Annotated in this window: 17 protein-coding genes; 10 read left to right on the top strand and 7 right to left on the bottom strand. The window is 46.3% G+C overall.

What is annotated here, in order from left to right; translation table 11 throughout:
- Window positions 1-44 precede the first annotated feature (44 nt).
- Entirely contained in the window at window positions 45-668 is a 624-nt protein-coding gene (locus KVG29_RS03435) for a DUF47 domain-containing protein (RefSeq protein ID WP_252226554.1), read from the top strand.
- A 143-nt stretch (window positions 669-811) separates the two neighbouring features.
- Window positions 812-1,324 carry an NfeD family protein gene (locus KVG29_RS03430; protein WP_252226552.1) on the top strand — a complete coding sequence of 171 codons (513 nt, stop codon included), beginning with the start codon at window positions 812-814 and terminating at the stop codon, window positions 1,322-1,324.
- A 60-nt stretch (window positions 1,325-1,384) separates the two neighbouring features.
- Here the strand turns inward: KVG29_RS03430 and KVG29_RS03425 are convergent, their stop codons facing one another.
- The 3 genes from KVG29_RS03425 to KVG29_RS03415 form a co-directional block, all read right to left on the bottom strand.
- Complete coding sequence (locus KVG29_RS03425; protein WP_252226551.1) at window positions 1,385-1,672, bottom strand: DUF503 domain-containing protein; 288 nt, start codon at window positions 1,670-1,672, stop codon at window positions 1,385-1,387.
- 41 nt (window positions 1,673-1,713) lie between these two features.
- Window positions 1,714-2,496 carry a ZIP family metal transporter gene (locus tag KVG29_RS03420; RefSeq protein WP_252226549.1) on the bottom strand — a complete coding sequence of 261 codons (783 nt, stop codon included), beginning with the start codon at window positions 2,494-2,496 and terminating at the stop codon, window positions 1,714-1,716.
- A gap of 747 nt (window positions 2,497-3,243) precedes the next feature.
- Complete coding sequence (locus KVG29_RS03415) at window positions 3,244-3,381, bottom strand: hypothetical protein (protein WP_252226548.1); 138 nt, start codon at window positions 3,379-3,381, stop codon at window positions 3,244-3,246.
- 350 nt (window positions 3,382-3,731) lie between these two features.
- Here KVG29_RS03415 and KVG29_RS03410 point away from each other — a divergent pair, with 350 nt between their 5' ends.
- A complete protein-coding gene (locus tag KVG29_RS03410; protein ID WP_252226789.1) occupies window positions 3,732-3,920 on the top strand; it encodes a ferredoxin in 189 nt (62 codons plus the stop codon).
- Window positions 3,921-4,154: 234 nt separating this feature from the next.
- Here the strand turns inward: KVG29_RS03410 and KVG29_RS03405 are convergent, their stop codons facing one another.
- The 4 genes from KVG29_RS03405 to argC form a co-directional block, all read right to left on the bottom strand.
- Window positions 4,155-7,244 (bottom strand): alpha-mannosidase, encoded by a 3,090-nt coding sequence (locus KVG29_RS03405; RefSeq protein ID WP_252226546.1) that lies wholly within the window; start codon window positions 7,242-7,244, stop codon window positions 4,155-4,157.
- A gap of 305 nt (window positions 7,245-7,549) precedes the next feature.
- On the bottom strand, window positions 7,550-8,500 hold the full coding sequence (locus KVG29_RS03400) for a DMT family transporter (RefSeq protein ID WP_252226544.1): 951 nt from the start codon (window positions 8,498-8,500) through the stop codon (window positions 7,550-7,552).
- 90 nt (window positions 8,501-8,590) lie between these two features.
- Entirely contained in the window at window positions 8,591-9,454 is an 864-nt protein-coding gene (gene argB, locus KVG29_RS03395; protein ID WP_252226542.1) for an acetylglutamate kinase, read from the bottom strand.
- A gap of 146 nt (window positions 9,455-9,600) precedes the next feature.
- Window positions 9,601-10,641 (bottom strand): N-acetyl-gamma-glutamyl-phosphate reductase, encoded by a 1,041-nt coding sequence (gene argC / locus KVG29_RS03390; RefSeq protein ID WP_252226540.1) that lies wholly within the window; start codon window positions 10,639-10,641, stop codon window positions 9,601-9,603.
- Window positions 10,642-11,025: 384 nt separating this feature from the next.
- On the opposite strand from argC, the gene KVG29_RS03385 reads away from it, so the two are divergent.
- From KVG29_RS03385 to KVG29_RS03355, 7 genes are all read left to right on the top strand, one after another.
- Entirely contained in the window at window positions 11,026-12,141 is a 1,116-nt protein-coding gene (locus KVG29_RS03385) for an ABC transporter ATP-binding protein (protein WP_252226539.1), read from the top strand.
- A gap of 121 nt (window positions 12,142-12,262) precedes the next feature.
- Window positions 12,263-13,348, top strand: a complete 1,086-nt coding sequence (locus KVG29_RS03380) for a helix-turn-helix domain-containing protein (RefSeq protein ID WP_252226537.1) — start codon at window positions 12,263-12,265, stop codon at window positions 13,346-13,348.
- Window positions 13,345-14,031, top strand: coding sequence for a cell division ATP-binding protein FtsE (gene ftsE, locus KVG29_RS03375; RefSeq protein ID WP_252226535.1), 687 nt, complete (start codon window positions 13,345-13,347; stop codon window positions 14,029-14,031). Before KVG29_RS03380 ends, ftsE begins: the two co-directional genes overlap by 4 nt.
- Complete coding sequence (gene ftsX, locus KVG29_RS03370; protein WP_252226533.1) at window positions 14,021-14,929, top strand: permease-like cell division protein FtsX; 909 nt, start codon at window positions 14,021-14,023, stop codon at window positions 14,927-14,929. The genes ftsE and ftsX overlap by 11 nt, the downstream gene beginning before the upstream one ends.
- A gap of 242 nt (window positions 14,930-15,171) precedes the next feature.
- Complete coding sequence (locus KVG29_RS03365; protein ID WP_252226787.1) at window positions 15,172-16,389, top strand: murein hydrolase activator EnvC family protein; 1,218 nt, start codon at window positions 15,172-15,174, stop codon at window positions 16,387-16,389.
- A 185-nt stretch (window positions 16,390-16,574) separates the two neighbouring features.
- On the top strand, window positions 16,575-17,819 hold the full coding sequence (locus KVG29_RS03360) for a S41 family peptidase (protein ID WP_252226531.1): 1,245 nt from the start codon (window positions 16,575-16,577) through the stop codon (window positions 17,817-17,819).
- Window positions 17,820-17,831: 12 nt separating this feature from the next.
- The gene (locus KVG29_RS03355; RefSeq protein ID WP_252226529.1) at window positions 17,832-19,067 is read left to right on the top strand and encodes a PDZ domain-containing protein; all 1,236 of its coding nucleotides are present in this window, start codon (window positions 17,832-17,834) and stop codon (window positions 19,065-19,067) included.
- Window positions 19,068-19,441 lie beyond the last annotated feature (374 nt).

Raw genomic sequence — 19,441 nt, 5'->3', positions numbered from 1 at the left:
AATAAATATGAAATAAAAAAATATATAAAAAGTAGGAGGTCCAGATGTTAAGGAGAAAAGGTTACAACTATTATGAAATGTTCAAAAAAGTGGCCGAGCATGCATGTGAGGCCTCTCAAATGCTACAAACCACCATTGACAATTACAAACTAGAGGGGCTTTCGCGGAAGATCACTGAAATCCATAACATAGAGCATACTGCCGATGCTGAAAAGCATGAGATGATACGCCATCTGCTAAAAGAGTTTTTGCCTCCCATAGAGCGGGAAGATATAATCCGGCTGGCAGAGCAGGTTGACAACGTGGTGGACTCGATTGAAGAGATATTGATGCGCCTTTACATGTACAATATAAAATCAATACGGCATGAAAGCTTTGAGTTTGTAAAGATAATATCAAGGTGCACCGAAACTTTAAAGGAATTGATGCGTGAGTTTCCCAATTTCCGCAAATCCGCCACTATTCACAAGTATATCGTGGAGTTAAATGATATGGAAGAGGAAGGTGACAGGCTGTATACCGCTGCTTTGAGAAGGCTTTACGTCGAGTCACAGGACCCGATAGAAGTCATAGCTTGGACACAAGTGTTTGAATGCTTTGAAAATTGTTGCGATGTCTGTGAGGAGGTTGCCGACATAGTCGAAAGCATAATAATGAAAAATATTTGATCAACAGCTGCAGAAATTTTTGATAAAATCTGAAGTGGGAGTGCAACCAGGGTAAAAAGCTGAATGGGAGCAGGGTTACGGCCTTGCAGCATTGTGGTGAGTAGAAAGGGTTGAAAAGGAGAGTTTAAAAAGGGGAGTTGGCCATGGCCTTGATAGAGGTGTTCGAACACCTGGAATGGTTGATGGCGCTGCTTTTCATACTGGGGGCTGTATTGGTGACCATTGAATTTATGATGCCGGGGTTTGGCATAGCGGGCACACTGGGCATCATATCGCTGGTACTGGGGATAGTGGTTGCCTCCCGTGTGGTATCGCCGCCTGTTTTGGTGGGCATCATAGTTGCCGTGCTATTGGTCATAGCATCGCTTTTGGTTTGGGCTTACCGCTCGGCGACAAAAGGAGGGAAAATATCTCGCTCGTTGCTGCTCCATTCCAGGCTGGATAAGGAGCGGGGTTATACCAGCGTTCAGCTTGAGGAAAGCCTACTGGGGATGGAAGGGGTCACTCTGTCCATGCTTCGGCCATCTGGAACGGCCCAGATAGGCGATCGCAGGGTGGATGTGATAACCGAAGGGGAGTTCATCCCAAAAGGCATAAAAGTGAAGGTGATCAAGGTAGAGGGTTTCCGCGTTGTGGTGGCGCGGGCAGATGACTGATGTTGGGATGCGGGCATATAGCAACAGAGAGGGCAACGGGTGAATGATAAGAATGCGTTTTCATACGTATATCTTTTCGGTGCTGAAATCGGTGATGAAAACGCGGCCGTCGTTTTCGACAAATTCGATGATGCTGGATAGCATCCTGTCTATATGTCCTCCCTCGTTGGATACGCATGCTATACCGATGACGGCGCTTTGCCATTTGTCATTCAGTCCTATCTCTGCGATTGAGGCATTGAACCGGCTTTTGAGGCGCTCTATGAGGCTTTTAAGTATGCGCCTTTTTTCTTTTAATGAAAACGCTTCTTCTATGAGGAGGTTTATTTTGCACACTCCAATTACCATACAAGGTTCACCTCTAGTGATGCACATTATAAATTTCTGTTTTACCCTATAAGGGTATCCAAAATAAGCATAACGGCAAAACCTATAAGTACGCCGTACGTGGCGATCCTCTGTGAACCACGCTTGTGGGTTTCGGGTATGATCTCATCGCTGATTACAAACAGCATGGCGCCGGCTGCAAATGTCAATGTAAGCGGTAAGATGGGCCGTGCCAGCTGGGTCAGCGCCAAGCCCACGATTGCACCTACGGGTTCTACCAGTCCTGTCAAAAGTGCCACCCAAAAGGCCTTGCCCAGTGAGGAGTTTTCCTGGGTGGCCAGAGCCATGGCTACGGCCAATCCTTCAGGCATATTCTGTATGCCGATTCCTATGGTGAGGGCAAATCCGTTGGCATAGTCAAAATCGCCAAATCCTGCACCTACCGCCAGCCCTTCTGGGAAATTGTGTATTGTGATGGCGATTATAAACAGCCATATTCGGCTCAAATTTTTTTTCCTGCCCTCCATACCTGCCACCGTGTGAAAGTGGGGCAGGGCCTTGTCTATGTAATCCAAGAACAGGCCGCCCAGTATAATGCCAATCAGAGCGGTAGCCGCTCCCTTGATGCCCCCGCCGCTCTTCTCAATGGCGGGTACCACCAGGCTAAAGGATGTGGCGGCCAGCATCACACCTGCTGCAAATCCCAGCATCACATTTATGGTTTTATCGGAGATTTTTCGCGTGAAAAATACTGGTATGGCCCCTATTCCGGTGCCCAGGCCGGCCACTATGCTGGAAATCATTCCAATTAAGGTGAGGTTGTGTTGAGATAGCCACTCTGCCATTCCAATTCTCCTTTCTGGTTTTTATTTAAAATTTAAAATGCAATAGGTGGGCTCTTCCGTATAAAATGCAAAATTCCTTCCATAATATGAGTGATTAAAGTCTAGCTGTTATTTATTTTATGGGTTATTTATAACACAGTGTAATTAACTTTTCAAGCTTTAATTTTGCTGTAAAAGCATTATCACCTTTAATAAAAAATTTATTTTTAAGGGGCTTTGTGCTGAATATAAAAATTATCGTTATGGTATATGAACGCTCTCGAAAAGTAGCTGAGCAACATAGGCACAACGATTGATTTTGTAGGGCGACCTTGCAGAATAATTATGGGGTGAAATCCCAAGACCGAACCTGCAAACAAGCTAAAATAAAGCTCTCAGACTTTTCGAGGGCATACTATATATGAAAAGAGGAGCGAAAAGCTGCAAACATCAGAAAAGTATGGAATAGCCGGCATCAGCCGACTCTTCCTTCGCTTTGTTCAAATTGTTTGGTTTCTTCCATAGTGGTTTTGATGTCTTGGGAAGGTAAATTTCTACATTTTACAATTTTGCCTTCCTATGTGCGTAATACTACATAATCAGGTCCTCGTGATCGGTAAAGGCTGGAAAGTTTTTTGAATATCCTTTTGTCTTTTCGTCCAGCTCTATAAATTGGCTTAAAACGTCCACGTCTTTGATCATGTTTTTAAGCTGCCAATGCCAGTCATTCCAGTTATCTTCAGTAGCGTTTAATATCTTAAGCAGCTTTTATTTGTTCTCTTCAAACTGGCTTTGCATTTCCAACCCTTTTGGGATTTTTGCTTTTGCTTCAATGTAATCTTTGATTCTCTCTTTGAGCTCCTGTGCTCGTTTTATTGCTATCTCCCTCCTGTCTGCTTTTTGCATCTACTTCATCACCTCTCCTCTTAAAATAGTCTGAAATTATTCATAAATTGACAAATAGGATGAAAAAATAAATTTGTTATTATACCACAATTTTTGCGATAAATTAAGGTAAGACGTTAAATTAAGTAGTATGAACTGCTGACACAAAGAAACTAAAAGAAATTGTATGATATATTCAAAATACAAGGCATATAACGTAATAACAATTGTAAGTTAAAAAATATATCTATTGACTTGTACTTTTTAAGTATATATGGCTACGTCGCATTTAAAATGTATTAATCAAAACAGGGACTTATGGGAAAAATATAGAGAGAATATCAACGAAATGATGAAGAGGAGGAATGAAGTTGAAGGTAACCGTTGATCAAGACCTCTGTATAAGCTGTGGGCTATGCATCAACACATGTGAAGAGGTATTCCATTGGAATGCCGACGATAAGGCAGAAGCCATAGCCACCGATGTTCCGGCCGAGCTGGAACAAGATGCCCAGGAAGCCATGGACAGCTGCCCAACGGGGGCTATTAAACACGCATAGTGCAGCCTATCAGGGCGATGTATAAGCAATGACAGGGCAATTAATGACAAGGGAATTTGCATAAAAAAGAGGGGATTGTTCAACGGATTGTATCCCCTCTCTTTTTGTCTGATTGATGATGACACAAACTGCCCTATTATAGCATTCACTTTTAACGCCTTTTTCTGCGAGTAGTCAAACAAGTTTATATATCCGGCTTGTTAAGCAAGGTAAATCTTTATAGTCAACCCTTATTTATTGCTTTGTTTTTGGCAACTTTAAGCGTATGGTTTTGATTTCGAAGGGCCTAAAGTCCAGTTCTATCTTATTGTCCCGAACCACCAGCTCTTTTTCGGTATTCTCGAGCATGTCGGTCTGTTCAGCCCCTGCAATGGGGAATGCTACCGACAGGGTACAGCGTGTGGCCGTGCGTCTGGATTCGTACAGCCGCAGTATTATATCATTTGAGCCATCTTCGGGAATCTTCACTGTTTCAAGGATTATGTTAGCGGCATCCAGTGAGAACAGCGAAGTGCAATTTTCGGTGGCACCGTTGACCACCATCACAGGACAGTTGATGTCATAGGCCTCGCGGATTACGTCGCTTTCCGCAAAGCTGCCGTTCCATGTATAGAACGAATAGGTGAAGTGCTGGATGCCCCTGTCAGCGTTCATGTCGGGTGCCAAAGGTGCCCTCAAAAGCGTCAGGTTGATGCTGTTGCCTAGGGTGTTTACTCCATACTTGCAGTCGTTTAACACTGCAAACCCGCGGTTTTCTTCCATAAGGGCCGTCCATTTGTGGTTGCATACCTCAAACCGGTCAGCATCAAACGGCCGCGATTTGTGGTTGGGGCGTTTCAAGTGGCCAAACTGTATTTCGTGTACGCCCTCGTTTGTATGAATATTTACCGGGAAGGCCACTTTTAGCAGCTTGTGGGATTCCTGCCAGTCAATTGTAGTCACGAAGTCAACACGCCTGCTGTTGCGCCGCAAGATGATATCCTGGGTCATGAGGGAGTTGTGGAGCTTCCTTTTGACCCTGAGAATGGCCATCAGAGGCCCCTGGGATACCACCTCAAACGAAGCGGGCTCATTCAGCTCGACCGGCGTTAAGCTGTACATGCTGTCGATATCCCACGCATCCCAGTGGCTGGGAACATCCTTGTACATCTTGAAGCTGTTACAAGGCCCGGCAGCAAGCTCGCGGTCAGCCTCTTTATCAAATATGCTCACTATTTCGCCTTTGTCGTTAAACTCTATGCGCAAAAACTCGTTCTCCATCGAATGCAGGGTAATCTTGAGGACATTTTCGATTGCCTTCCCATCTCCGGGATACAGCGTAATCCATCCGCAGGAGGGCACTTCAACCTCAGCCAGCAGGCCATCTTCCGATTGCTGAACTGGCAAAGGTCGCCCATCAGCCAGCGTAGCCCCTTTAAATTCCTTGGGCAATGGCACTATGGCCGTCCTGCTCCATGAGAGTGAATTGAATACCGTAATTGCTTTTTCTGATGCTCGTTCCAATAGACTGGAAGCGGCTTCTTCTGCTACCTTTTTGGCGGTAGAGATTACCTTTTCATAATCTGCTTCGGCTTCCTCATATACCCTTTGGATGGATGAACCCGGCAGGATGTCGTGGAACTGGTTGAGCAACACGGTCTTCCACGCCTGGTCCACGGTTTGCAGCGGGAAGGCATATCCTTTAAGCGCTCTGGCGGTTGCTCCCCATATCTCGGCTTCTCTGAGGGCTATTTCGCTCTTGCGGTTGCCTCTCTTGGTCCTGGCTTGGGAAGTGTAAGTGCCGCGATGTGCCTGGAAATAAAGTTCACCCACATACCTGTTTTCGGGGAACCCACGTTTTTCAAGGTCATAGAAGAATTCTAGTGGATGGCATATCTTTGTCCTGGGTACTCCTTCCAGGTCCTTGCACCGCCTTAAGTATTCCAGGTGGTCGCGCGTTGGACCACCGCCGCCATCTCCATGGCCGAAGGGAAGCAGGCGCGTGGATATCCCATCCTTCTGGACGCGCTCGTTCCAACGCTGGATCAGCGTAGCCGGATTGGTATGGGAGTTATAGTCGTTGTGCAGGTGCACCAAAATCTCAGAGCCGTCTATTCCCTCCCATATGAAGGTGTTGTAAGGGAATGGCTCCCCGCCAGTGTATGCGCCCCAGAATATCTTTTGGGTGGAAAAATATTTGATGCCACACCCTTTCATGATCTGAGGAAGAGCGGCTGAATAGCCAAATACGTCGGGAAGCCAACACAGCTTGCTGTCTATGCCGAACTCCTCTTTGAAAAAGCGCTTACCATGTATGAACTGCCTAATCAGGCTTTCGCCGCCGGATATGTTGGTGTCGGCCTCAACCCACATTCCGCCTTCAGGGATGAACTGGCCTCTTTTGACGGCTTCCTTGATCCTTTCGTAAAGCTCAGGATAGCGCCGCTTCACCATCATGTAAAGGTGGGGTTGACTCTGCAAGAACTTGTATTCCGGATATTCATCCATCAATGCCAGTTGGGTTGCAAAGGTGCGGGCACATTTTCTTTCGGTTTCGGCCAGCGGCCATAGCCAGGCCACATCTATGTGCGAATGCCCAAATGCAAACATGATGGGAGCAGTAGAGCCGTTGACGCACTCCAAAAGGGGTTTTAACCGCTCCCTTCCGGCGCTAATGGTTTTCATCATTTCCTCATATGGCAGCTCAAAATCCACTATTAAAGTAAAATCTTTAAGGCCGGCATCGATTTCGGCCACTCTCAATGAATTGGGATCAAGGCTTTCACGAACCTCGAACAGAGTCTGCACATCAAGCCACAGCTGGTAGACCTCTTCCTCCCAGATGCCATAGGTGCTCTTTCCCACCACGGCTTGGGTGGGACCGGGTTCGGGAACGGTGATGCGTCCAGGAGGCGTGGGCCCTACGCTGGCCACTCTGGGGCCGTGACCGGCATAAGCCTCTACCAGTATCTCATACTGCTGCCCTGGAACCCCGTTCATGGTCAATGTTACCTCGTGGTGTTCATTGTCTTTTGCTCCAGCATTTACGCCATTTACATATATGGCGCTTTCTCCACCAACGTCGACTTTCAGCACGATGCGTTTGCCTGCCGCTTCATCTGGCAGGGTTATAGTGCTCCTGAACCAACCGTATTCCCACTTTGCACCCCATTTTGTACCCTGTGGCATGGGAGAAAAGTTTCCTTTTAATGCTTCCCTGTAGGTGAGCTGCTGCTTTGTGGTAAACCCTTCCCACTCAATTTCACCCAGGGGTATGTAGAAATGACGGGTGAGCTCGTTTTTCCAGCTCAGTATCCTGTGTCTCCATTCAGGGCTTAAAGACACGATATATCACCTCATCTGATTTTTTTATTTGTGTTTACCATCCCAGACGATTTTAGGATTATGGCTTACCAACGGTTTAGTTTAAATGTTTGCTTCGGCTGTTTCCATGTTTTGTGTTTAAAATGAGGGATTGTTGGTGGAGAGATTACTGCAACATCTAGAATTAAATTATAATGGCAAAGTAAAGATATTACAATAGCATTTCGTCAAATTGATTTGGTACCGCCTATGTGTAAAAATTTAAGAGTAATACAGCATTTACAGCGCTTTTACATTACAATATTTGCAATGTTTGACCTTTTCAGCTAATAACTGGTGGTTTGCTTGTGTTGCTTGAGATTCCTGTATGCCTCCTCCTTTTTTAGATTCACTACATAAACGCCCGCTATTACTATCAGTCCGCCTAAAATCTGCTGCAGGGTTATCTCTTCTCCCAGTATAAATGTGCCGCCCAGGGCGCTTACCACCGGTATAAGGTTTACATACGATGAGACCACCACTGAATCCAGGTGTGAGAGGGAATATATATAGAGGAAATAGCTTATTGCACTGCAGAATACGGCCAGGTATATTATGTTTATCCATGCTATAGGGGGTATGGGGCGCCAGAGGTTGCGTTCAAGGAGAGCGAGCGGCAGAAGAAACAGCGCTCCGAACAAGCTCTGATATGTGGTGAGCGCCAGCCCCGAAAGCCTGCTGTTTAAGCCTTTGCTTATTAATATATATGCAACCCATGACAGGCAGGCGCCAATCATAAGCAAGTTGCCCCAGAGAGCCTGCGGGTTGTTCTCACTGGGTTGTCCTCTTTTAATTATGAAATAGACCCCTGTTATTGACATCAATACCCCAAGCCATTTAATGGGCGAAATACTATTTTTATAGATGACATATTCGGCGCATATGGTGAATACGGGTATGCTGGCAACTATCATGGATGCGCTTGCTGCCGATGTGAGCTTTATTCCCCAGGTCTCAAACAAAAAGTATATGGTCACTCCGAAAAGGGCACTCAACATCAAAGGAACTTTGTCCTCTTTTCGTATATTGGTGTCGGGCTGTAATCGCTTGAGAATAGGTAGCAGGATCAAGGATGCTATGAGAAAGCGAAGGAAGGCCATGGTAAATGGAGGCACGCCTGCATTGAGGATGGCCTTGGAGCTCACAAATGACATTCCCCAGAAGATGACGGTGGCTATTATGGCCAGGTTGGCAAGGGCGTTTTGTGCAGCTTTTGATCTGCCTGATTTGCGGGTCAATGAGATCCCCTCTTTCGTAAGTTTTTCTCTAAATAGGATATAGCAAAAAAGCAGTCATTGCAATGACTGCTTTAATGGATTTTCTAAGTTTTATCGCGTCACCATGGTGCCAATCCCTTTATCGGTGAATATCTCAAGAAGGATGGGATGGGGGATGGTGCCGTTGACAATGTGAGTGCGTTTGACGCCCTGCTCGATGCTCTTTATACAGCCCTTTACCTTTGGTATCATGCCGCCGGTGATTATACCCTTGTCTATCAGGTCGTACACTTCTTCTACTGTTATGACCGATATGATTGATTCGGGGTCCTGCGGGTCTCGCCTTATCCCATCGACGTCTGTGAGAAATATCAGCTTTTCGGCTTTTAGAGCCGCGGCCACCTCTCCCGCTACCGTATCGGCGTTTATATTGTAGCTCTGTCCGTCAGGGCCTACGCCTATGGGGGCAATTACGGGGATGTACTCATCCCTTGCCAGTATCTCCAGCACTTTGCAGTTTATATTTTTGATCTTCCCCACATAGCCCAGGTCCACTCCATCTATGGGCTCCATGGGCTCTACCTCTATTAGGTTAGCATCTTTCCCGCACAGGCCTATGGCTTTGCCCCCCAGGGAATTGAGCTGGGATACTATATCCTTGTTGATCTTTCCCGTTAATACCATTTGCACTACTTCCATGGCTTCCTTTGTTGTAATGCGCAGTCCCTTGTAAAATTTAGATGGGATATTTAAAGCCTCAAGCATTTTGGTGATCTCTGGTCCACCGCCGTGCACTACAATGGGATTTACGCCCACGTATTTGAGAAGGGTGATATCCTGCATGATGGTACGGCTTATGTCGTCGCTTATCATGGCATTTCCGCCGTACTTTATAACAACAGTTTTGCCGCTGAGCTGCTGTATATAAGGCAAGGCCTCGGTTAAGATGTTGGCCTTATGAATCAATGTATCCATAATCGTTCTCCTCTCCCCTAAGATTTCTCTTAAATATATTGGCTTCTTATTTGGGCTGAAAATTTTGATTATCCTAAAATTGCCCTATCCTAAAATTGCCCTTTATTTCTTTATAACGCAGCAACGCAGATGTGATGGTAGCTGTTTTAGAGGTACCATCCAGGATTTCGCAGCCCCATGGTCTCGTCCAGACCAAACAGTATATTCATGTTTTGTACAGCTTGCCCTCCTGCGCCTTTTATGAGGTTGTCTATTGCCGCCACGACTATTATCCGGTGGGTGCGCCTGTCAACCACAAATCCGATGTGGCAGTTGTTTGAGCCATTTACGTGCTTTATCTCGGGGAGGTTTCCTTCCTGGTGAAGGACTATAAACGGCTCGCCGGCGTAAAACTCGCTGTACAGGCTGTAAACATCTCCAAAGCTCAGCGATTTTTTCAAATTGGCGTATATGGTGCTCAGGATTCCCCGTTTTACAGGCAAAAGATGCGGGGTAAACGATAATGTGACCTCCCTTTGGGCCAGTATGCCGAGTTCCTGCTCTATCTCGGAAGTGTGGCGGTGAGTTGCCACGTTGTACGCTTTTATGTTTTCATCCACTTCGCAAAAGTGAAGGCCCTGTGACGGCTCCCTGCCCGCACCCGTGGCTCCGGATTTGGCATCTATGATGATGGAATTTAAGTCAATCAGCCCCTGCTTTACCAGTGGAGCCAGACCCAATATAGCACATGTGGGATAGCAGCCGGGGTTGCCTATTAGCCTGGCTGTTTTGATCTCATCCCTGTGTAATTCCGGAAGCCCGTATACCGACGCTTGCAGCAGGTCTGGGCGTACGTGACGGGTGCCGTACCACTTTTCGTATACTTCCGCTGATTTGTATCGAAAATCGCCGCTTAAGTCAATCACCTTTTTGCCCCTTTCGTACAGAGCCGGGATCACTTGGTTTGAAATCCCGTGAGGCAGCGAGGTGAATACGACGTCGCTTTCCTCTGCGATTTTGTCGATGTCGAGCTGGCTGCACGCCTTGTCGAGCAATCCTTTGAAATTTGGATATATGTCGGATATAGGCTGTTCAGCAAAGCTCTGGGATACGAGATGCACAAGCTCCACTTGTGGATGGGAGTAGAGCAGCCTCACCAGCTCTATTCCGGCATATCCCGTTGCGCCAACAACGCTAACCCTGATCAACGCTGTGACCCCCTTTGATTTTTAATGCACATGTTATAATTATAAATATTATTGTATAAAAATACAACATGTTGAGCGTGTTTTATTAAAATTTTTCACATACCTATAATAATCCTATGATATATCACCTTAATCGTTGCATTTATTATTTATGCATAGAGGCATATATTCTGTTGAAGCGGGTAGTGGCAAGTAATAAAATATTAAAGTGGAAGAAGGATATTCAACATTTATGCAATACTTTCAAAAACTAATGTGCTTTTTTTGTTAATAATATCTATAGTCAGATTGTCCTGGAGACATTATAATATAATCATACTTGGTATTTATTTTTTAAGTTTTGCATCCAAGGGGTGCGGAAAATACTGTTATGGAGGGGTTTAAATGGCAAGTGTAACTTTTAGAAACGTGTCTAAGGTATATCCAGGAGGGGTCACTGCTGTAAGCAATTTTAACCTTGATATTGCTGATAAGGAGTTTATAGTTTTGGTAGGCCCTTCTGGATGTGGAAAGACTACTACACTGCGTATGGTTGCCGGGCTAGAGGAGATCACAGAAGGGGAACTCTACATCGGCGATAGATTGGTCAACGATGTGGCTCCCAAAGACAGGGATATAGCGATGGTTTTCCAGAACTACGCTCTGTATCCGCATATGACGGTATACGACAACATGGCTTTCGGTCTCAAGCTCAGGAAGGTACCCAAGGCCGAAATAGATCGGCGCGTAAGGGAAGCCGCACGGATGCTGGATATTGAGCATCTGTTGAACAGAAAACCCAAGGCTCTGTCGGGTGGACAGAGACAGAGGGTGGCTGTAGGGCGTGCTATAGTCCGTGAACCTAAGGTGTTCTTGATGGATGAGCCGTTGTCCAACTTGGATGCGAAACTGAGGGTGCAGATGAGAACCGAGCTTACAAAGCTACATCAGAGATTGCAAACCACTTTCATCTACGTAACGCACGATCAGACCGAAGCTATGACCATGGGTACGCGTATCGTTGTCATGAAGGATGGATTCATCCAACAGGTAGACACACCTCAGAACTTGTACGACTATCCCGTCAACTTGTTCGTAGCAGGATTTATCGGTAGCCCGCAGATGAACTTTATCAATGTGCACCTGGTAAAAGAGGGCGATGACGTATACGCCGTATTTGAGGATAACAAGATCAAGATTCCGGCAGGCAAGGTAAGGAAATTTAAAGATCCTTCCTATATCGGTAAAGAAGTAATAATGGGTATTCGTCCTGAGGACCTCCATGATGAGGAGATATTCTTAGCCAGTGCTGCAGACAGCACGGTAAAGGCTCATGTAGACGTTGTAGAGCTCCTGGGTTCTGAGACTTACTTGTACCTGACGGTATCGGGCAGGAACCTGGTGGCAAGAGTTAACCCGAGGTCCAAGGCAAGAGTGGGCGATACCATTAAGATTGCCTTTGATACCAACAAGCTGCACTTCTTTGATAAGGATACGGAAGAGACCATACTGCTTAGATAAATATCCTTTAAAATCAAAGAGGACTTTTTGTAAAAAAAGCAGAAATATTGTCTTTATGGATAATATTTCTGCTTTTTTTATTTCATAAATTAATGTATACTTATATTTGGGTGGTAATATTATGCTAACCGAGCAAAGGATGCAAAAGGTACTGGACAGGGTGGCGCGCAATATCCAGGTAACGACCGATATCGTCGATCCTGCGGGGATGATTGTGGCCAGTAGCGACAGGGAGAGAGTGGGACAGGCTGAGCCGGCTGTGAGGGACTACGATACCATAAACGGCAGGCTCACCTTTGTTCACAACGGCAGGACTTATTTGAAGTTCAGCGTTGATAAGACCATCACTTATTTTATAGCCATGGATGGTGTAAGCAAGGTCACCAGGAACTACTGTATGCTTATTGCATCAATCATTGAGCTGTATTTGAAGTCCAATATACAGAAGCTTAATCGAGAAGAGGTTGTGCGCAGGATTATACTGGATCAGGTGTCCGACCTTGAGCTTCAGGAGCTGGCTCGAGAGTATAAGCTTGAACCCAACGTAGCTCGATGTGTGCTTGTCATACGTACTGCCAGCATGGAGGCCGAACAGGTCTACAAACTGCTTTTAAAAGTTTTCCCTAAAAGTCAGGGAGATATTCTGATATTGTTTGATAACCGAACGGTGATACTGGTTAAGCGGGTGTTTGACGAGATGGATGAGGATGAGCTGGAGCAGATGGCAGCTGCTATGGAAGAGACTATTCTGAACGAGACTACCGTGAAGATCTGCATTGGAATAGGTAGAACTAAGCCCAGCATCTTTCAGCTGAGAGAATCGTATCTTGAAGCCATGCAGGCCATAGAGGTAGGGTTGATGTATGACGTGACGGGTCGAATATACAGATATGACAGCTTGCTTCTGGAGCGGTTTCTGCACGAGATTCCCCTGCAGATTTCACACAAGTACTGTGAAGCGATTTTTAACGAAGAAGCCAGAAAGGTGCTCAACGAAGAGATGATAACTACCATTAATAAATTTTTTGAAAACAATTTGAATTTGAGCGAGACTGCCAGGCAGCTTTATATTCACCGTAACACCCTGGTGTATCGCCTGGACAAGATACAGAGAGCACTGGGGCTTGACCTGAGAAACTTCCATGATGCAGTTACATTTAAAATAATGATGATGCTAGATAAGCAGAAACGGGAGTGTTACTCTTGATACAGTTTAGAAACGTGACAAAGGTTTATCCCAATGGTTTGTGTGCGCTATCAAATGTAAACTTTACAATTGCAAATGGCGAGTTTGTGTTTATAGTGGGGGCTAGCGGCGCAGGTAAGACCACGTTGATAAAATTGCTTCTCAAGGAGATTGAGCCCACATCTGGCAGCATAATTGTGGATGACGTTGATTTATCCTCTTTAAAGAGGAAGGAAATTCCGTATTATCGCCGTAAGCTGGGAGTGGTGTTCCAGGACTTCAGGCTGCTTCCCGATAGGACGGCTTATGAAAACGTGGCTTTTGCTATGGAGATTGTGGGGGCTTCTCCAAAGGAGATCCGCAGGAGAGTGCCGGCTGTATTGAGTATGGTAGGGCTGGGTTCAAAAGCCCATGCTTACCCACATCAGCTATCGGGCGGCGAACAGCAGAGGGTGGCTCTTGCCAGGGCCCTTGTGAATAATCCCTCAATTCTCATCGCGGACGAGCCCACCGGTAATCTGGATCCCGTAACTGCCATGGAGATCATGAAGATCATAAATCTGATAAATCGTCGGGGGACCACCGTAATCATGGCCACTCACGCCAAGAGCATCGTCAACGCTATGCGAAAACGGGTGCTTCAATTCCGTAAGGGGGTTTTGATCAAGGACGAGCAGGAAGGGGGATATTTTGATGAACCTTAGGAGCTGGAGGTTTTTCGTTTATCACGGGTTTCAAAATATCCTTCGCAATCGTGTCATGTCGCTGGCGTCAGTCACTGCCATAATGGTTGCGCTGATCGTCTTGGGACTTATATTGGTTATCGTTGTCAACCTTGATGTGATGATGAAAGAAGTGGAATCCAAGATGGAGATTACCCTGTTTTTGAAAGACGGAGTGACCGACAGTGAACGCTCCAGTTTGGAAAAGGAGATAAGCAGCTGGCAAGGCGTTTACGATGTTGAGTTTATCTCCAGGCATCAGGCTCTTGAAGAGTGGAAGCGCCAGCTGGGCGATAAGGGAAGCCTGCTTGATGGGTATACCGGGGAGAACAATCCTTTACCTGACTCCTTTTTGGTTAAAATAGAGAAGCCGGAATACGTGAATACCATTGTGGAGAAGGCAAAAGAGATCCCTGCCATTGAAGAGGTGAACTACAGCAGCAAGGTGGCCGAGTTTATAGAATGGCTTGCACGGACCATCCGGTTGGTGGGCATGGGCCTTGTGGCTGTCCTGGCGGGTGTGGCTGCCATTATCATCAGCAATACCGTCAGGTTGACGGTGTATTCCAGAAGAAGAGAGATAGGGATCATGAAATACATTGGAGCCACCGACTGGTTTATTCGCTGGCCTTTTATAATTGAAGGGCTCATCCTGGGAGTGATGGGCAGCGTAATAGCCACAGGGGTTGTGGCGCTGGGTTACAAGTTCTTGCTTGACAGGAGCAGCTATATAAACATGAGGTGGGGGTATCTGGGAATATTTAGACTGCTGCCATTGAATGAAGTAATGCTGTATGTCCTTGAAGCCTCTTTGCTGGTGGGGGCGTGTGTGGGCGTGTTGGCCAGCTGCCTGTCAATCAGAAAGCACTTGAGGGTGTAAACGTTGACATTGTGCCCTACTATTATGCCCCACTTCATATGGTTTATTTTGATCAAAAGGTGGACATGCTTCTTAGTCGGATGATTTGCATGTATTATTGGTATGGTAGGATATGCTGGCAGGCAAGTTGAGCTGATGGTTACCAAAACATGAATGGTGACTTTGGCGTTGCTGCTTTGCTGGCAATATATTTGAAAAGAGCATGTGAATGCCTTAAATAAACGTGTATTGGGGTGAAGGGGATGCGATACAGGGCTATTGCATTGTTATGTGCTGTTTTGTTTGTTTTTACTGGGGTTACCGCCATGGCTGCTTCCAACATCGATAAGAAAAAACAGCAGCTCAATGAGGTCAATGAAGAGATAAAGAATACTGAAGAGCAGCTGGAAGAGGTCAAGCAACAACAAAACGAGGTGGCTGCCAGGCTGCAGGATATAGAAAAGCAGCTTAAACAAAAGGAACAGGAGCTAAATAAGCTTGAAAAAGAGCTGCAATCTACGCAGGAGGAGCTGGAGGCGACGCGCAAAGAGCTTGAGAGGGCTATTGAGGAGGCCGAAAAGCAGGAAGAGCTGATGGCTGATCGAATAAGGGCTATATACATGAATGGTGTCCCTTCATATCTGGAGCTTCTTTTGGAAGCGAAAAGCATAAACGAGTTTTTGGATCGAATGTCCATGGTGCAGCAGCTGATAGCTTTTGATATACAGGTTCTTGACCAGATGGAGCAGTACAGGGATCAGGTGGACAAAAAGCGGGCCGAGCTGGAAGAATTGGAGCAATCTCTTACACAGAAAAAGCAGGCAGTAGCCAGACAAAAGGCGGAGATCGAGCAAAAGAAGAAGGAGCAGAACCTGTTGTTGCAGCAATTGAAGGAGCAGCAAGAGCGTTATGAACGCGACTTGGAGGAGCTTGAAAGAACGTCAAAGGAACTTGAAAAGACCATCCAGCAATTGCTCAGGCAGCTGGAGGAACAGCGCAAAAGGGAGGCCCAGTCTAGAGCAGGCAGGGATACCGGCAGCCAGCAAACCGGTAGTCAATATACAGGCGGCATACTGGCGTGGCCGGTTCCAGGGTTTTATACCATAACTTCGCCATTCGGCTACCGTGTACATCCTGTTTACGGTACCAGAAGGCTACATACAGGCATAGATATTGGTTCAAATTATGGAAGCGGGCAAAGCATATACGGCCAGAATTTTGTGGCCGGCGCTGATGGAACGGTTATATTTGCAGGGTGGTACGGCGGCTACGGCAACTGCGTAATAATCGAACATGGAGGAGGTATAACCACCCTTTATGCCCATGGTTCGCAAATCCTGGTATCGGCGGGGCAGCAGGTAAAGAGAGGGCAGCCGGTTATGAAGGTGGGTAGCACGGGCATATCAACTGGTCCCCATGCGCATTTTGAGGTGAGGAAAGACGGGGTGCCTGTTAATCCCATGCCGTATTTGGGGCGATAAATCGCGCTCAGCACATAGGCCAGAGAAGAGCCGGTTCTTCTCTGGCCTATGGTTTTGTTATTTAAAAAATTCAAAAAAGTATTTTGAAAAGTCTTGAGAAGATGGTATAATAAAGCCAAAATCCAAGTATATATAATTTTATGTTGACAATATTTGTAATCAGTATTAAGGAGGAATATTCCTAGATGATAAGCAAGAAAGCCGCTGCATGGGGAGCAGTTGTCATCATTATCATCACCGCATTTTTTTCATCCTTTTTAACCCTTCAAGTCAGCAAGTATATCGACATTCAAAGTGGAAACAGGTATGTGGTAAGCAGGGAAGTATATCAGCTGCTGGAAAAGTACCAGATGCTTGAAGAAGTGAGGCAGACCATTGAGAGGGACTATATAGAGGAGCCTGATCAGGATAAGCTGTTTGTTGGTGCCATAAAGGGCATGGCCGCCGCTCTGGGCGACCCCTATACCACTTATTTTACGGCGGAGGAGTACAAGGAATTTATCGTGCAGACGCAGGGCAGCTACGCGGGCGTGGGCCTTATGGTTACGGTGGATGAGAAAGACAACCTCATAACCGTCGTCAGAGCTTTTAAGGACAGCCCTGCTGCCAAAGCTGGAATACAGCAGGGGGACAAGATCATCAAGGTTGAGGATCTAGAAGTAACCGGAAGTGAACTGGATAAGGCGGTCAGCATGATGAAGGGAGAGCCGGGCACAAAGGTAAATATCACCATCTTGAGGGATGGCCAGCCCCTCAACTTTACTCTGGAGCGTGCGGTTATTGAGATTCCTGACATGGAATACAGGATGATAGGCGATGGAATCGGCTATATATGGCTGTACCAATTTGATGAGAACTCGCCCAAAAATTTCAAAAATGCCGTTGAGGAGCTCAAAGGCCAGGGGATGAAGGGGCTTGTCCTGGATTTGCGCGGCAATCCCGGCGGCCTGCTTCAGGCATGTACTGAGATTGCTGATATGCTGTTGCCAGAGGGTTTAATCGTGTACAGCGAAAACCGCCAGGGAAGAGGCGAAAAGTACTATTCCGATAAAGAATATCTGGGTATTCCCTTAGTGGTGCTTGTCAATGAATACAGCGCCAGTGCTTCCGAAGTGTTGTCAGGTGCTATTCAGGATTATGGTGTAGGTACCATAATCGGTAAAACCACCTTTGGTAAGGGGTTGGTTCAGGGATTGCGCGGTCCCTTCAGAGATGGGTCGGCTCTCAAGATAACGGTTGCCAAATATTTCACTCCAAAGGGAAGGGGTATACATCAAAAAGGCGTCGTACCCGATATCGATGTTGACCTGAGCGAGGAGGCCAAGAAGTTTTTAAAAGAAAATCCTAGTAAGGAGCTACCCGTGGAACTTGATACTCAGCTGCAAAAGGGTATTGAGGAGATAAGAAAGATGCTCAGCGAGAAGAAGTAGGGGGTCTTTGGTTTGGCCTTAGTAAAGCTTATATTTTCCTCTTTTGCGCAGGCTATAACCAGCCTGTTCTTTATAGGTATTGTGATGGTGGCTTATCTGTATATTCAGAGGAATGCGCGGCTGGAAGAGTCATGGCTGGGCGTTCTGCGCAATCCCGTGTCTACTCAGCTTGCTGACGTGGTGCTGTGTGGCATGCTTGTGGGGCTGATGGCCAGCGTCCTTATAGTGCTGATTGGGATCGCTATCGATTACAATGCCATACTTTTTATTTGGCCCCTGGCGCTTTTCTTGATGCTGTTCAATCAAAGGTATATATGCTTTTCCTATGCCGGGGGAATAGTTTCGTTGGTTAACCTGTTGACGGGTTGGCCTAAAATAGATGTATCGTCCTTAATTGCCCTTGTGGGGATATTACACCTAATGGAGAGCCTGCTTATCATACTGGATGGCTACAAGGACAGCCTCCCTGTATGGATAGAGCACAGGATGTTCAAACCGGTTGGGGCATACCTCATGCAAAAGGTGTGGCCCATACCACTGGTGGTGCTGGTTATTCCGGAAGCCGGTGCCAGTCTGGCCTCGGGTGGTGGTGTGGCCATGCCTGACTGGTGGCCGCTTTTTAAGCCACAAAACATGGCGCAGGTGTTTGCCCTTCTGCCCATCGTCGCTGTTTTGGGATACGGTGACATTGCTATAACCCAGCTGCCGAACGAAAGGACGCGGGAGTCGGGGTTCTGGTTGGGGGTGTACAGCACATCAATCTTAATTATGGCTGTGGCTTCATCGCGGGTTTACTGGATGAAGTATGTTGCGGCGGTGAGTGCGCCTCTGTTTCACGAGTTGCTCATCATTTTAAGCAAACGGGAGCAGATGCAGGGCAAGCCGGCTTTTGCGGTGCCATGGAGGGGGCTTAGGGTTCTTGAGGTACTCCCTGAGTCTTCGGCCCAAAAGATGGGCGTACAGCGCGGGGATATATTGCTGAGGCTAAACGGCAGGGATATAAACAGCGAGGATATGCTGCATGAGGTTTTGAGCCAGTGTATGTACTTCATATGGGCAGAGGTGAAGCGCAAGGATAAGGTGATAACCCTGGAGTACAGGGATTATCAGAATCCCATAGAGGACCTAGGCATTATATTTGTCCCGCGTACCACTGGCAGATACTTCCGTGTGGATGAACAAAAGGGTATCATATTCAGGCTGTGGAAGCGAATACGGCATAATTTGAAAGAGGCACAGGACAATTGACTGTGCCTTTTTAAATTTTTTATACTTGCAATTACAAAAGTGCTGTCTGGTTGCTTCTGATTTCAATCGGAAGGTGGTGGGCGGCGCTTTTCATGTGGCTACAGTATAATGTGGCACCACCAGGCTGATTCTAAAAGTTGATAATTGTTGACAGATTGACAGAATGAGGCTAAAATATAATTGGCATATGCCAATAAGTTTTGCTTTGCCTAGGCCGCTGTTTTGTTAGCTGAAATAGTGTTGCCTGAACAGTACTGTATCGAAAAGAGGAGGAATTGCCTTTGGATATGAGTTAGGGTGTCAATATTATGCGGTTACAAAAAATTTAAATGAATATAATATTGCTCATCTCTTTTGCATGAGTAAAGGGTTAA

Origin of the sequence: Caldicoprobacter algeriensis (assembly GCF_023838525.1) — a bacterium.
GTDB lineage: Bacteria > Bacillota > Clostridia > Caldicoprobacterales > Caldicoprobacteraceae > Caldicoprobacter > Caldicoprobacter algeriensis.
Note: the sequence above shows the minus strand (reverse complement) of the source record. Positions and strands in the feature narration are given on the sequence as shown.